The sequence below is a fragment of the Roseobacter sp. EG26 genome, from assembly GCF_049830555.1.
Classification (GTDB): domain Bacteria; phylum Pseudomonadota; class Alphaproteobacteria; order Rhodobacterales; family Rhodobacteraceae; genus Roseobacter.
In genome coordinates, this window is the sequence record NZ_JBNBLH010000003.1 from 58,588 (window position 1) to 72,115 (window position 13,528).

General features: G+C 58.4%; 11 protein-coding genes. 6 read left to right on the top strand and 5 right to left on the bottom strand.

The window, feature by feature from the left end; genetic code table 11:
• Position 1: 1 nt before the first annotated feature.
• Positions 2–883: a DMT family transporter gene (locus tag ACOTTU_RS08150; RefSeq protein ID WP_425657220.1), complete on the top strand. Its 882-nt coding sequence runs from the start codon at positions 2–4 to the stop codon at positions 881–883.
• Entirely contained in the window at positions 880–1,752 is an 873-nt protein-coding gene (locus tag ACOTTU_RS08155; RefSeq protein WP_425657221.1) for a sugar kinase, read from the top strand. Before ACOTTU_RS08150 ends, ACOTTU_RS08155 begins: the two co-directional genes overlap by 4 nt.
• Here ACOTTU_RS08155 and ACOTTU_RS08160 read toward each other — a convergent pair.
• On the bottom strand, positions 1,739–2,956 hold the full coding sequence (locus ACOTTU_RS08160; RefSeq protein WP_425657222.1) for a mannitol dehydrogenase family protein: 1,218 nt from the start codon (positions 2,954–2,956) through the stop codon (positions 1,739–1,741). The genes ACOTTU_RS08155 and ACOTTU_RS08160 overlap by 14 nt on opposite strands.
• Complete coding sequence (uxaC, locus tag ACOTTU_RS08165; protein WP_425657223.1) at positions 2,956–4,317, bottom strand: glucuronate isomerase; 1,362 nt, start codon at positions 4,315–4,317, stop codon at positions 2,956–2,958. The genes ACOTTU_RS08160 and uxaC overlap by 1 nt, the downstream gene beginning before the upstream one ends.
• A gap of 117 nt (positions 4,318–4,434) precedes the next feature.
• Between uxaC and ACOTTU_RS08170 the strand changes: the two genes are divergently transcribed.
• From ACOTTU_RS08170 to uxuA, 4 genes are read left to right on the top strand one after another with little or no spacing between them, the layout of a single operon-like run.
• The gene (locus ACOTTU_RS08170) at positions 4,435–5,475 is read left to right on the top strand and encodes a Gfo/Idh/MocA family protein (RefSeq protein WP_425657224.1); all 1,041 of its coding nucleotides are present in this window, start codon (positions 4,435–4,437) and stop codon (positions 5,473–5,475) included.
• On the top strand, positions 5,472–6,479 hold the full coding sequence (locus ACOTTU_RS08175) for a Gfo/Idh/MocA family protein (RefSeq protein ID WP_425657226.1): 1,008 nt from the start codon (positions 5,472–5,474) through the stop codon (positions 6,477–6,479). Before ACOTTU_RS08170 ends, ACOTTU_RS08175 begins: the two co-directional genes overlap by 4 nt.
• Complete coding sequence (locus tag ACOTTU_RS08180) at positions 6,476–7,528, top strand: Gfo/Idh/MocA family protein (RefSeq protein ID WP_425657228.1); 1,053 nt, start codon at positions 6,476–6,478, stop codon at positions 7,526–7,528. Before ACOTTU_RS08175 ends, ACOTTU_RS08180 begins: the two co-directional genes overlap by 4 nt.
• Positions 7,525–8,709: a mannonate dehydratase gene (uxuA, locus tag ACOTTU_RS08185; RefSeq protein ID WP_425657230.1), complete on the top strand. Its 1,185-nt coding sequence runs from the start codon at positions 7,525–7,527 to the stop codon at positions 8,707–8,709. Before ACOTTU_RS08180 ends, uxuA begins: the two co-directional genes overlap by 4 nt.
• Here the strand turns inward: uxuA and ACOTTU_RS08190 are convergent.
• From ACOTTU_RS08190 to ACOTTU_RS08200, 3 genes are all read right to left on the bottom strand, one after another.
• On the bottom strand, positions 8,706–9,944 hold the full coding sequence (locus ACOTTU_RS08190) for a DNA recombination protein RmuC (protein ID WP_425657232.1): 1,239 nt from the start codon (positions 9,942–9,944) through the stop codon (positions 8,706–8,708). The two genes, uxuA and ACOTTU_RS08190, sit on opposite strands and share 4 nt — an antisense overlap.
• Entirely contained in the window at positions 9,941–11,761 is a 1,821-nt protein-coding gene (gene mutL, locus ACOTTU_RS08195; RefSeq protein WP_425657233.1) for a DNA mismatch repair endonuclease MutL, read from the bottom strand. The genes ACOTTU_RS08190 and mutL overlap by 4 nt, the downstream gene beginning before the upstream one ends.
• A gap of 101 nt (positions 11,762–11,862) precedes the next feature.
• On the bottom strand, positions 11,863–13,290 hold the full coding sequence (locus ACOTTU_RS08200) for a uracil-xanthine permease family protein (protein ID WP_425657235.1): 1,428 nt from the start codon (positions 13,288–13,290) through the stop codon (positions 11,863–11,865).
• Positions 13,291–13,528 lie beyond the last annotated feature (238 nt).

The following is a 13,528-nucleotide window of genomic DNA, read 5'->3' on the forward strand; positions in this document are numbered from 1 at the left end:
CGTGGCGGTTTCCGCGGGCATTCTGGAGGACCGGCCACATTTTGGCATCATGCTGATGCTATGCGCCTGGCTGCTGTTCGCGCTGGTGGACACCGGTGCGAAATGGCTGGTCCTCGCCGGACTTCCCGCGTTCCAACTGGCCTTCATGCGGTATTTCGGCCATTTCATCATCTCGATAGGGGTCATTGCCAAAGGCGGCATCACGAAGGATCGGTTCCAGACCGGGCATATGTGGCAGGTCACCAGCCGTGCCATGCTGCTGATCACGGCGACGCTGTCCAACTTTTACGCGCTGAATTTCCTGCCGTTGACGGTGACTTCCGCGATTATGTTTTCCAGCCCCGTGATCGTGTGTTTCCTGTCCTGGCCGCTCTTGGGTGAACGCGTGGGTCCCTGGCGTTGGTTCGCAATCATGCTGGGGTTCGGTGGCGTGCTGGTGGTCATCCGACCCTTTGGCGAAGCCTTCCACATCGCCATGCTGATGCCGCTCTATAATTCGGTAAGTCTCGCGCTTTACTCGATCATGACGCGCAAACTTGCCGGTGTTGTCGCCACCGAAACCATGCAGTTCTACATGGGCGCGCTTGGCACTGCCGTCCTGTTGCCTTTTGCCGTCTGGGTATGGGAATGGCCCACCAATCTTGCCGATTGGGCCATCCTGATCAGCCTTGGCGTCTTTGGCTGGGCAGGGCATCAACTGCTGACCAATGCGCATCGCTTCGGTTCGGCCAATACATTGATGCCCTACACCTATTCCTTCATGATTTATCTTTCGATTCTCAGCTATTTGGTGTTTGCGCATGTGCCGGACCAGTGGACGATCGCGGGGGCAATGATCATCGTGGTTTCGGGTCTGATCATTTGGAAGAGAGAGCAGCGATGACCAGAATTGCCTGCGTCGGCGAAGCCATGATCGAATTGTCGATGGACGGGCAATCCGCAAATATTGGCGTCGCGGGTGACACACTCAACACCGCGATCTATCTCAAACGATCCGCACCCGATCTGAGCGTCGACTACGTGACATGCCTTGGCGATGATCCGTTTTCTGAGCAGATTCGTGAATTCATCGCCACTCAAAGCATCGGCTGCGACGCCATCCGAACAATCCCGGGCAAATCGCCCGGCCTCTACGCCATCACGACCACGGACGACGGCGAACGCGCATTCACCTATTGGCGCAGCGCGTCAGCCGCACGGGATATGTTCCAGTTTGACGGCCGATTCGAGTTCTCAGTGTTGGAGGGGTACGATCTTGTCTATCTCTCGGGCATCACCTTGGGGATATTGCCACAGGCCGTGCGGTTGGCCCTGATCGACTATCTGCAAAGCATGGATCTACGGGTCATCTATGACAGCAACTATCGCCCAGCGCTTTGGGAGGATCAGGCAACGGCGCAGAACGTCACCCGCGCAATTTGGGCCCATACAGATATCGCTTTGCCCTCCATTGATGACGAAATGGCCCTCTTCGGTGAAACCGCAATGGAGGTGAAAACACGGTGCCAGGGATCATTCGTCAGCGGCGCATTGAAACGCGGCGCGCAAGGCCCGCTATCCTTGGGCTCCGAGGTGACCCAGGACTACCCGCCCGCGCAGAAAGTGATCGACACCACTGCGGCCGGGGACAGTTTCAACGGCGGATACCTCGGGGCGCTGTTAAGCGGAAAATCTCAAGCGGAAGCCCTGCGATCAGGCCATGATCTGGCAGCACGGGTTGTGCTACATCGAGGCGCAATCATTCCAGAATAACCGCCGATAAATGCCCCGCACCAATCAACTCCAGCAGAGCTTGGTCAGCCGCACCTGATGCAATCAGTTGCGAAATCTCCGCGCCCAACGGATCTTGTATCGGCCTCGCCGCAGCCGTTTCTTCTCGGCAGAATGCCAGCCACGCCCGCACAGCCTTGCACAACGCGGGCGATTTGGCCCCGTCCGCAGACCGTTCGCGGATACTATCAAAGATGCGATAGGGGAGCTTTTGTGATCCATCCATCGCGATCTGCCGCAAGCTGTGGTTGATGTGTGGATTGTCAAAACGTTCGATCAGCGCTTCAGCATAGGCCGGAGCCTGATGTCGGACATCGGGCGGCAGCGTTTGCGCAGCCTCTGACATGACAGCGCGCGCTTCGTTTCTCAGGACTTCAGCACCCACCGCCTGATGCACAAATTCGAACCCTGCGAGCGTTCCGGCATAGGCCAGCATGGAATGTGCTGCGTTCAGCATCCTGAGTTTGCGCATCTCATGGGGGGCAACATCCGTGACGAACTGCACATCCGGCCAATCGGGGCGCGGACCTGCAAAGCTGTCTTCGATCACCCACTCACGGAAGGGCTCTGTCGGCACCGCCATGGCATCTCCGGTCTGCTTGCGCAGTGCCTCCGTTGTCGCCGGGGTGATCCGATCCACCATGCTGTTGGGAAAAGACGCGATTGCCTGATCGATCCGCAAATGCGCAGCTTCCGCAAAGTCCAAAACTGCGGCGCGTAATGTCTCACCATTGCCGTTTCGATTGTCACAACTCAGCACGGTCACGGGAGTGGTCCGGTTCGCAAGCCCGCGTGCCAGAAAACCGATCAGCGTATGCGGTCCATGCCCTGCCAGATCCTCTGCTATCATCGGATCAGCCCTGTTCAGCCGGTTGTCCGGGGTCAGGTGATAACCCTTTTCGGTCACGGTGATGGAGATTACGTGAACATCCAGCGCTGCAATTTGCGAAAGAACTGCGGCAGGGTTTTCCGGCGCAACCAAAACGTCGTCGAACACATCAATATACTTGGCTTCCTGACCCTGAATGGCAAGGGTGTAACCGAACCCCTGGGCTTTCAACCCGTCACGCACGCCTGGCGATCTGAGGCTGACGCCGCAAATCGACCAGTCCCCTGCATCTTGCGTGTAATCGGCCAGATGCGCCCGGCAGAAATTGCCAACACCAATATGCAAAATGCGCGGCATTATCGGCTCAGCCTGTAGCTATCGCGCGCCAGATCCGTCGCCAGCAACGGGGCCAGCATCCGCGCATCCGCAAGATCAAACACCCCTTTGGAGACCTGCTCGCTCAAATGCTGTGCCACACCGCGCCGCCAGAGATCATGCCGCGCCGGTATCGACAAAAAAGCACGCGTATCGTCATTGAAACCGGCAAGATTGAAATAGCCCGCTGTCTCGACGACCTGATCGAAATACCGCGCGATCCCCGCCGAACTGTCATGAAACCACCACGGTGGCCCGATCCGAAGACACGGCCAATGACCCGCCATCGGGGCCAGCTCCCGCGCATAGGTGGTTTCATCCAGCGTGAAGAGAATTAGCGTGAAATCCGGTGTATTGCCCACCCTGTTCAGCAGTGCTTCAAGTCCGCGCACCCAATCCGTTGCAACAGGAATATCAGCGCCTTTATCGCGCCCGAAAGCCGCCAGCACCGCAGGATTCGTATTGCGCCTGCTGCCCCCGTGTATCTGCATGACCAGCCCGTCCTCAACAGACATCTGTGCCATTTCGATGAGCATATGTCCGTAGAATGCCCCATGGTCCTCAGGTGCATGTGTGCCGGATCGCAAACGCTGGTAGACCGCCTCAGGATCATCGAGCCATACGGTATGCACCACCTCAATCGCATGATCCGTCGCTGTTGCACCCATTTTCCTGAAGAAGGCGCGACGTTTGCGTAAGGCACTCAGGTATCCTGAAAAACTCGCAACATCCTCGCCAGAGATCACGCCGAGCTGCTCTACATTCGCAAGAAACTGCGGATCATTGGGATCAAGAACACTGTCCGGCCGGAAGGTCGGTATGACACGCCCCTGCCAATCACTGTCTTTGATCTTTTGATGATGCACGAGATCATCCAATGCGCCATCTGTCGTCGCCAGAACCTCTATCCCAAACCGCTCAAACAAGGCGCGGGGGCGATAATTCGGCAGCTGCAGTTTTTCAGAAACCTCATCGTAAATCCGATCTGCCGTCGTCTCTGACAGCGGCGCCGCCACATCAAGCGTTTCGTGCAACACATAAGACATCCAGAAGCGTGATGGCGTGCCCAGAAAAAGATGCCAGTTCTTTGCAAACCGGCGAAAGACCTCGCGAGGGTCAGCCTGTTTTCCTGGCGCGCCGACGCCCAGGTCAGCCAAGGCGTGGCCTTGCGAATAAAGCATCCGGAAGACGTAGTGATCAGGCACCACCAAAAGGGCGGCAGGGTCGGGAAAAGCCGCGTCTGCGGCGAACCACTCAGGATCGCAATGACCATGCGGTGAAACAATTGGCAGATCACGAATTTCTTCGTAAAGTGCTCCCGCAGCGCCCGTCAAATTCTGCACATATGCCCCCAACAAAACTTCGCATTTTTCACCACATTATCAGGTTTTTTTTCCAACGCATCTTTTGCTTGGCCTTTTGCTAGTTTCCTGCAAATGTCGCCGCAGGATGGAGGGGATATGAGGATTGCGCTGATTGGGCTGGGCATGGTGGCCGACACGCATCTTGCCGCGATCCAGCATTCTCGGAAAGGCTTGTCACTGGCAGGCGTCATGGGACGCGACACCCAACGCACGCAGGCATATTCTGACAAAGCAACAAGGGCGCTGGGCTATAGGGTTCCGGCCTTTTCGACGATAAATGAGATCGCCGAAGATCGGTCCATCGATTTCGTTATCATCGCAACACCCCCCGATGCGCGTACCGATTTGGTTTCCGTTTTAGCTGGCGTGGGCAAACCGATCCTGATGGAAAAACCTGTCGAGAGAACCCTCGCAGCCGCAGAAGAAATCGTTCGCATTTGTCGGCAGGCTAACGTCCCGTTGGGCGTCGTGTTTCAGCACCGCGCACGCGCGGCCTCGCTTGCGATCAAACAGGCGCTGGACCGCGGCGTTCTGGGGCAAGTTTCGACGGTTGAAATCCGGGTTCCGTGGTGGCGCGACCAAGCTTACTATGATGCGCCGGGGCGTGGGTCATACGCCCGCGATGGCGGCGGTGTCATGATCAATCAGGCCATTCACACTCTTGATCTTGCGCTTTGGCTCTTGGGGCCGATCACGCAAGTCCAATCACTGATGCGCACCACCTTGCTGCACCAACTTGAGGCAGAGGATTGGGCCGGTGCCTTGTTCGAGATGCGCAGCGGTGCTGTCGGTAGTCTGATGGCGACAACGGCCGCTTTTCCCGGCTCTGCGGAAAGCCTGCGTGTACAGGGCGACAAGGCAGCGGCCCTTCTGGAATCCGGCGTGCTGACCGTTACCCATCTAGACGGTCGGATTGAAACATCGGGCGCTGAGGCCAGCACCGGAGGCGGTGCTGATCCCATGGCTTTCACCCATGAATGGCACCAGACGATCATCGAGGATTTTGCCTCTAGCCTGGCCAACAATTCAGAGCCGATCGCAAGCGGTTCCAGCAGCCTGGCTGCGCACCGCGTTATAGATGCAATGGAACGCGCAAACAGATCCGGCCAACGCACAGAGGTATTTCACGCGTCATGACACTTGCTTTCGTCGCACTTGGCCTCGATCACCGGCACATCTACGGCATGACGGAAAACATGTTGGCAACCGGGGCGGAATGCCTTGGATACTGGACCGACGGTGCGCCAGAAACACTTGCGGGTTTCATCAAGCGCTTTCCGGACATTCCAAGAATTGAAACACTGGAAGAAGCACTCGCCTGCGGCGCATCTCTGGCAATGATCTCGGCAGTGCCTGCGGATCGCGCCGCATTGGCGGTAGCGGCAATGCAACGCGGCATGGATGTCATGACCGACAAACCCGGCTGTACAACGCTCGAACAACTGGATGAAATCAAAACCTGCGTCTCGGAAACCGGTCGCATCTGGTCGATCAACTTCTCCGAACGCTTTGAAGTCCCGGCGGTAACGCGCGCCACAGAGCTTGTGCAGGCCGGTGCCATCGGGAAGGTCGTAAATACCGTTGGCCTTGGCCCGCACCGGCTGAACCGCGCGACACGGCCTGACTGGTTTTTCCAACGCGAACGGTATGGCGGTATACTGACCGACATCGCCTCGCATCAGATTGACCAGTTTTTGCATTTTACGGGCGTAGATACCGCAGAAATAACGCATGCCTTCACGACAAACAACGCTAGTCCCGGCGACCCGGGTCTGCAGGATTTTGGCGAGCTGTCTTTGCGCAGCGGTACGGCAACAGGCTATATCCGCGTGGACTGGTATACGCCGGATGCTCTGCCCACCTGGGGGGACGGGCGCCTTACAATTCTTGGGACCGAAGGCTATATTGAGCTGCGGAAATACGTGGATGTCGGAGGGGCGGATGGCACCGATCACCTCATTCTCGTTACCCAGGACCTTTGCGAAAGAATTGACGCCGCCGACGCGGGCTTGCCCTACTTTGACCGGTTTGCGCAGGATGTGCTGGACCGGACAGAGACGGCAATGACCCAACAACACTGTTTTCTGGTCATGGAACTGGCGTTGAAAGCCCAGCGGTTGGCCGAAACGGGGCGCCTGTGACCCGTGTCGCGATCCTCGGGGCCGGGATCGGCCGCGAACACCTCGCCGCATATCGCGCGTTGCCCGATCTGTATTCGGTATCCGTCATAGTCGATCAGGACGCCGCACGCGCAGAACGCATTCGCGCGGCGGATGACTTCACGGTTCTTACCGATGTTGGGCAAGCGTTGGAGGACCCCGCCATTGATCTCGTGGATGTATGCCTGCCCCCCCACCTTCACGTTCCGGTGACGCTACAGGCCCTGACTGCTGGCAAGCATGTAATCTGTGAAAAACCGCTCGCCACGTCGCTGGCGGATGCTGATCGCCTGAGCGACGCCGTCAAACGTAGTGGGAAGCAGGTCTTCCCGGTCTTTCAATATCGCTGGGGGCCAGCCTTGACGCAATTGCGCGCGCTCATTGCCGCAGGTTTGACCGGCGCACCTCAGGTCGCTGCCATTGAAACCCACTGGAAGCGCGGTGCCGATTATTACGCCACACCCTGGCGCGGAACCTGGGCCGGGGAACAGGGGGGCGCGGTGCTTGGACATGCCATCCACAACCACGATCTGCTGACCCATTTCATGGGGCCGGTCGAGACGGTTTCCGCGATGACCACGACGCGTGTAAATCCCATTGAAACCGAGGATTGCGCGGCCATCTCATTCCGAATGCAAAATGGCGCGTTATGCACCAGCAGTATCACCCTTGGCTCGGCCATGGACGAAACCCGTATTCGGATGGTTTTCGAAAACCTGACGGCAACCTCTGGCACTGAACCCTATGCACCCGGCGCACAACCCTGGGAGTTTACCGCGCGCAGGCCCGATGACCAGCCGAAGGTAGATCGTATACTGGCAACCTTGCCGCCGGAACCGCAGGGTTTCACCGGGTTCCTGAACGAAGTCGCCAAGGCTCTTGCCAATCAACCGAATTCCGCCGTCAGGCTCGATGACGGGCGCGCTTCCATAGAGCTGGTCACAGCCATTTACGACGCATCACGGCGCGATACGCATGTGACACTTCCCTTGGCAAAAACCCACACGCTTTACGAAGGGTGGCAACCATGAAGCAGTGTTGGCGATGGTTCGGACCCGCCGATAAAATCCCGCTGGCTGATCTGCATCAAGTAGGTGTCGAGGGGATTGTCACGGCCCTGCATCATCTTGCGCCGGGCACGCCATGGTCTGATGATGAAATATCCAAGCGGCAAGACCTCCTGCAATCGCAGGGATTTACCTGGGATGTGGTGGAAAGCCTCCCGGTTTCCGAGACGATCAAAACCCAAGGAACCGGTGCCAGCGAACATCTGACGGCTTACAAATCCAGCCTTCAAGCTCTGGCGCAACAAGGCATCCACACCGTGTGCTACAACTTCATGCCGATCCTCGATTGGACACGAACGGCCCTGCGGGCATCGCAACCCCATGGCGGCACTGCGATGCTTTTTCGGCTTCTGGATTTTGCCGTTTTCGACCTGCACATTCTCAAACGCCACGGCGCGCAGGAGGACTATTCCACCCGTCAGCAGGACGCTGCCAGCGCACGATTTGACAACTTGTCAGACAGCGAGCGGCTGACATTGCAACAAACCATTATTGCCGGTCTGCCGGGGGCAAACGACAATTGGACGTTGGACGATGTGAGGCGTCGGCTGGCCAGCTATGATGGGGTCAGCCCAGACCGGCTCAGAGCACATCTGATCGACTTTTTGTCCGAAGTCGCACCGGTCGCACAGACACTTGGTATGCGGCTTTGCTGCCACCCGGACGATCCCCCATTCGGATTGCTTGGCCTGCCGCGGGTCATGTCATCGACCGACGACTACGCGCATGCGCTGGATGCCGTGGATATGGCGGCCAATGGCGCCACGCTGTGCACCGGGTCGCTTGGGGTCAACGCGGATTTTGACGCGCCCGGGTTTGTCGAGAGGCTCGGGGCCCGTATCCATTTTGCCCATCTGCGCAACACAAAACGGCTTTCAGATGGCGATCCCGACCGTCCTGACTTCTTTGAAGCGGCTCATCTGGAAGGTGATACCGATATGGTTGCGACCGTCCGGGCCTTGATGGCTGAACAGCTCCGGCGCAGAGATGAAGGGCGTGACGATTGGCAAATCCCGATGCGCCCGGACCACGGACAGGAGCTTTTGTCAGATCGTGACATGGACAGCATGCCCGGGTATCCTCTGATCGGGCGCATGCGCGGGCTGGCCGAATTGCGCGGGATCATGGCTGCCGTTGCCGGTTAAACGTCCGACTTCGCAAGTGGGACAACATTTCCAGAATCGTCAGGGGATAGCTCTTCGAAATCGAAATTGTCGAGCCTGTGGGCACGTTTTCCAGCCTTGTCGGCGCTAATCTTGATCTCTTCGATGTCCTTGGAAGCCTGCGAGAAATGCCTGTCCAGATTGCCGACACGTGTTCCCAAACGGTCCACATCCGTCACCAGTTTTGACAGTTCCGACCGAATGGCCCCGGCCTGTTCGCGCATGCGGGCATCTTTCAGAATGGCGCGCATGGTGTTCAGCGTGGCCATGCAGGTGGTTGGCGACACAATCCAGACCCGCGCGTCGAAACCCTTGCGCACCAGCTCGGGGAAATTCGCGTGCAATTCGGCGTAGACGGCCTCGGAGGGCAGGAACATCAGCGCCCCATCCGCCGTTTCACCCTCGATAATATATTTCTCGGAGATATCGGTGATGTGTTTGGTCACAGCCGTTTTCATCTTGGCCACGGCGTCTTTCAATGCCCAATCCGTCTCTGCCGCACGCAGGGCTTCATATGCCTCAAGTGGAAACTTGCTGTCGATGACGATGGGTCCAGGCGGATTGGGCAAATGGACAAGACAATCCGCTCGTTTTCCGTTGCTTAGCGTGTGTTGCAGGGCAAAGCTGTCGCTTGGCAGCGCTTTGGAAACGATGTCGCGTAGCTGGATCTCACCAAAGGCTCCACGGGTCTGCTTGTTACTCAGGATGTCCTGAAGTGACAGCACATCCCCGGATAGCTTCGTGATGTTGTCCTGCGCCTTGTCAATCGCCGCCAGCCGTTCCTGCAACTGTGTCAGCGACGTCGTGGTCTGTTTTGACGATCCGTGCAGCGTTTCTTTCATGCGCTCCTGCATTTCCGAAAGGGACCGCGCGGACCGCAGCGCATTATCCGCCAGCCGGTCTTGCATCTGCTGCTGGACGGTGGCGAGCCGTGCCTCGACGGTCTGGATCACCTGCGTTTGCGCGTTGGCCTGCGTGTCGGAGACGGTTTGCAGCCCGCCCCGCAACTGTTCCTGACCTGCGCCCAATTGCTGCACCTGCTGACCAAGCATGCCGATTTGCTGAACCAGCGGTGCTGTCATCTGCACGCTGCGCCCTGTGGATCGCACCGCCATGATCAGCAAAACAAAAATCAACAACAGGGCCGCCGCCCCGACGCAGACCAGGATAACCAACGGGTCATCCAATGCGTAGGTATGTCCAGCGATTTCAATCATGTGCGTCCAAAAAGCCGCTCTATGTCACTTAGTTTGAGTTCCACATAAGTTGGGCGTCCGTGATTGCACTGCCCGGAATGTGGTGTCGCTTCCATCTCGCGCAGGAGCGCGTTCATTTCTTCCGCTTTCATCCAGCGCCCGGAGCGGATGGACCCGTGACAGGCAATGCGGCTCAGGATCGCTTCGATCCGTGCCTGCACCGTGTTGCTGCTCGACTGATCGGCCAGTTCATCAAGGATATCCAGCACCATGGCACGTGCATCGACAGCACCCAGAATGGCGGGTGTTTCCCGCACGGCAATGGCCTCACCGCCAAATGGTTCAATGGTTAAACCGAATTTCTGAAGGTCATCAGCGACATCCATCAGCCGCGCGCGATCCCCCGTTGAAAGCTCGACAATTTCCGGGATCAGCAGCGCCTGAGACGCCACGCCGTTCTCGGCAATCTGACGTTTCAGCTTTTCATAGACCAGACGTTCATGGGCAGCATGCTGATCGACAATGACCATACCCGTGGCGGTCTGCGCGATGATGTAGTTTTCATGAACCTGACCGCGCGCGGTGCCCAATGGGTATTCCAGGGCTTCCTCGGGCGCGGTCTCATCGACGGGCTCGGACGTTTCAACGCGACCCCAGACAGGGGCCGTTTCCTGAAAACTGGGCGACGGGGCAGCGGCCCTTTGCCGGTCCATCTGATAGACACGCGCACCAACGGGTTCGGGCGTCATCGCGCCCAGGGTCGCATGCGCCACGGTGCTCGATGCCCGGTGCCCGGCCTCCGCCAGTGCGTGGCGCAGCGCCGAGACGATGAGGCCGCGCGCGACACCCGGGTCCCGAAACCGCACTTCGGATTTTGCCGGATGCACGTTCACGTCCACAAGCGCCGGATCGCAATCCAGGAACAGCGCAGCAGCCGGGTGCCTGTCGCGGCTCAGAAAGTCGAAATAGGCACCCCGCAAGGCCCCCACAAGAAGCTTGTCACGCACCGGCCTGCCGTTGACAAAGAGATACTGCGCGACCGCTGAGCCCCGCGAATAAGTCGGTAAAGCCGCAAAGCCGGTCAGGTGCAGGCCTTCGCTTTCGGCGTCAATAGGCAGGGAGTTTTCGGCAAACTCGCGCCCCAGCACGCGGGCCAAACGACCATGCAGCGCTCCGAAGAGATCGCCCTGCTCGGCATCTGCCCGAAAAACCTCACGCCCCTCGCCACCGCCAGAAACATCCCTCAGCACAAATTGCACGAAGGGTTCTGCCATCGCCAGACGCTTGATCACATCGCCAATGGCCTGCGCCTCTGCCCTGTCCGTGCGCAGGAACTTCAGGCGCGCAGGGGTGGCATAAAAAAGATCGCGCAGCGTGACCGTTGTACCATTGTTCAATGCGGCTGGTTTGAGCGCGCCCATCACCCCGCCGTTGACCGAAATTTCAACACCCGGTGCGCCTTCGACCCGGCTTGCCAATGTCAGACGTCCAACCGCTCCCAGAGATGGCAAAGCCTCGCCCCGAAAGCCAAAGGTGTGGATGTCCAACAGGTTGGACCCGTCGATCTTGGATGTGGCATGGCGGGACAGTGCCAGCGGCAGTTCCGCTTCGGTCATGCCACAGCCATCGTCCTGCACGCGGATCAGCGTCTTGCCGCCATCGGCGTAGTCTATGGCGATCCGGCGCGCCCCGGCATCCAGCGCATTTTCCACCAGTTCCTTGACGGCAGAAGCCGGCCGTTCGACCACTTCACCCGCCGCGATCCGGTTGATTGCGCCTTCATCAAGTTGCCGTATGACAGGGCGCACATCGCCTATATTGGGGTCGAGAGATACCATGACGCAAGGTATAGCATGTCCGCACCCGATTCTGAAACCGGATTCGCAGGAGCTGTTCGGATGAACACACCGCCGCGAAACCATCCACAGCTGCGCCGTTGTTACTTATGCGGCAAGCTGCCTTTCGCCTCCCCTGACAGCCCGCCAGAGACTTCTTCCGTGGCCTCGCTTGCCAGTTCCTCGGGCAGAACAAGGTTCAGCAAAATGGCTATGAAAGCGGCGGGCAGCAGTCCGCTGGTCATCAGAATGCGCAGGGTGTCGGGCAAATGCTGAACGGCCCCCGGTTCCAGTTGCAAACCAAGCCCGACCGACAGGGAAATTGCGAAAATCACCATGTTGCGACGGTTCCAATCCACATCCGACAGCATGGAGACACCTGCCGCAACGACCATCCCAAACATGACGATTACACCGCCGCCAAGGACTTCGATGGGGATGGTCCGGATTAATCCGCCCACCTTTGGCACCAGCCCGCAGATGATCAGGAAAATAGCGCCGCAGGTCACCACATGGCGGCTCATCACGCCGGTCATCGCAATTAGACCGACGTTTTGACTGAAGGATGTATTGGGGAACCCGCCAAAGATACCGGCAAGCGCAGACCCCAGACCATCCGCGTAGGTAGCACCGGCGATTTCCTTGTCCGTAGCTTCACGGCCCGCGCCCCCTTTGGTGATGCCGGAGACATCACCCACCGTTTCGATGGCCGAGATAAATGCCATCAGACAGAAACCCAATACGGCGGCGAAGGACATCTCGAACCCGTATTTGAAAGGCTGTGGCAGGGCGAATGCGGCCGAGCGTGACCAGGAGGTCCCGATGGCCTCAAAGCTCAGCATCCCAACCATAAGCGCATAGAAATACCCGACAATCAGCCCGATCAGCACCGCAGAAACCGAGAGCATGCCCTTGCTGAAGAATTTCAGGCCCAGGGTGACAAAGATGACCACAAGGGCGGCAGACCAGTTCAACAGGCTGCCATATTCCGGCGTACCGATCGCAGGCACACCACCAGCGGCATATTGAATGCCAACCTTCACCAACGCGAGGCCGATCATGGTGACAACCAGCCCGGTTACCAGGGGCGGCAGCGCAAACCTGATACGGCCGATGAAAAGCCCCAGAAACGCGTGAAAAATCCCGCCGATCAACACGCCTCCGAACAGGGCTGCCAGCGCATCCACCCCGCGACCGGCAACCAGCGGGATCATGATCGGGATAAAGGCAAAGGATGTGCCTTGTACAATTGGCAGGGCCGCGCCAACGGGGCCCAGGGTGATGGTTTGCAGCAAGGTGGCAACGCCCGCAAAGAGCATCGACATTTGAATGAGGTACAGCAGTTCCGGGAAATCCGGAGAGTTCGATCCGAACCCGAACCCGGCGGCCCCCGCAACGATGATCGCAGGCGTCACGTTGGAAACGAACATGGCCAGAACATGCTGGATGCCCAATGGGATAGCTTTGCCCAATGCGGGTGTGTAGTTCGGGTCACGCAGCTGTTCTGGTGTGCCTATTGAGTGATCGGTCATCTTGTCCCCCTGCTGCCGGATTGGTCCGTTGTCATCAGTGTCGGGACTATGAGAGCACAGGACACAATGGATCAAGTAGTATTTCGACCGGCCGCAATACCTGATGGTGGGCCGTGCATGGCCGCATCGGCAGTTACATTCGAAGAATTCGTCAAACCGTCGTTTCATTGCCGCAATGGATGGCACGGGCGCTTGCCAAGGCGAACCGGTCATGCGATTTTGCGCAGATGCTCGACAA

Excerpts from the sequence above, each read along its gene's own strand:
- ACOTTU_RS08160 (WP_425657222.1), bottom strand. The coding sequence starts at position 2,956 with ATGCCGCGCATTTTGCATATTGGTGTTGGCAATTTCTGCCGGGCGCAT.
- ACOTTU_RS08155 (WP_425657221.1), top strand. The coding sequence starts at position 880 with ATGACCAGAATTGCCTGCGTCGGCGAAGCCATGATCGAATTGTCGATG.
- mutL (WP_425657233.1), bottom strand. The coding sequence starts at position 11,761 with ATGGTATCTCTCGACCCCAATATAGGCGATGTGCGCCCTGTCATACGG.
- uxuA (WP_425657230.1), top strand. The coding sequence starts at position 7,525 with ATGAAGCAGTGTTGGCGATGGTTCGGACCCGCCGATAAAATCCCGCTG.
- ACOTTU_RS08200 (WP_425657235.1), bottom strand. The coding sequence starts at position 13,290 with ATGACCGATCACTCAATAGGCACACCAGAACAGCTGCGTGACCCGAAC.
- ACOTTU_RS08190 (WP_425657232.1), bottom strand. The coding sequence starts at position 9,944 with ATGATTGAAATCGCTGGACATACCTACGCATTGGATGACCCGTTGGTT.
- ACOTTU_RS08175 (WP_425657226.1), top strand. The coding sequence starts at position 5,472 with ATGACACTTGCTTTCGTCGCACTTGGCCTCGATCACCGGCACATCTAC.
- ACOTTU_RS08170 (WP_425657224.1), top strand. The coding sequence starts at position 4,435 with ATGAGGATTGCGCTGATTGGGCTGGGCATGGTGGCCGACACGCATCTT.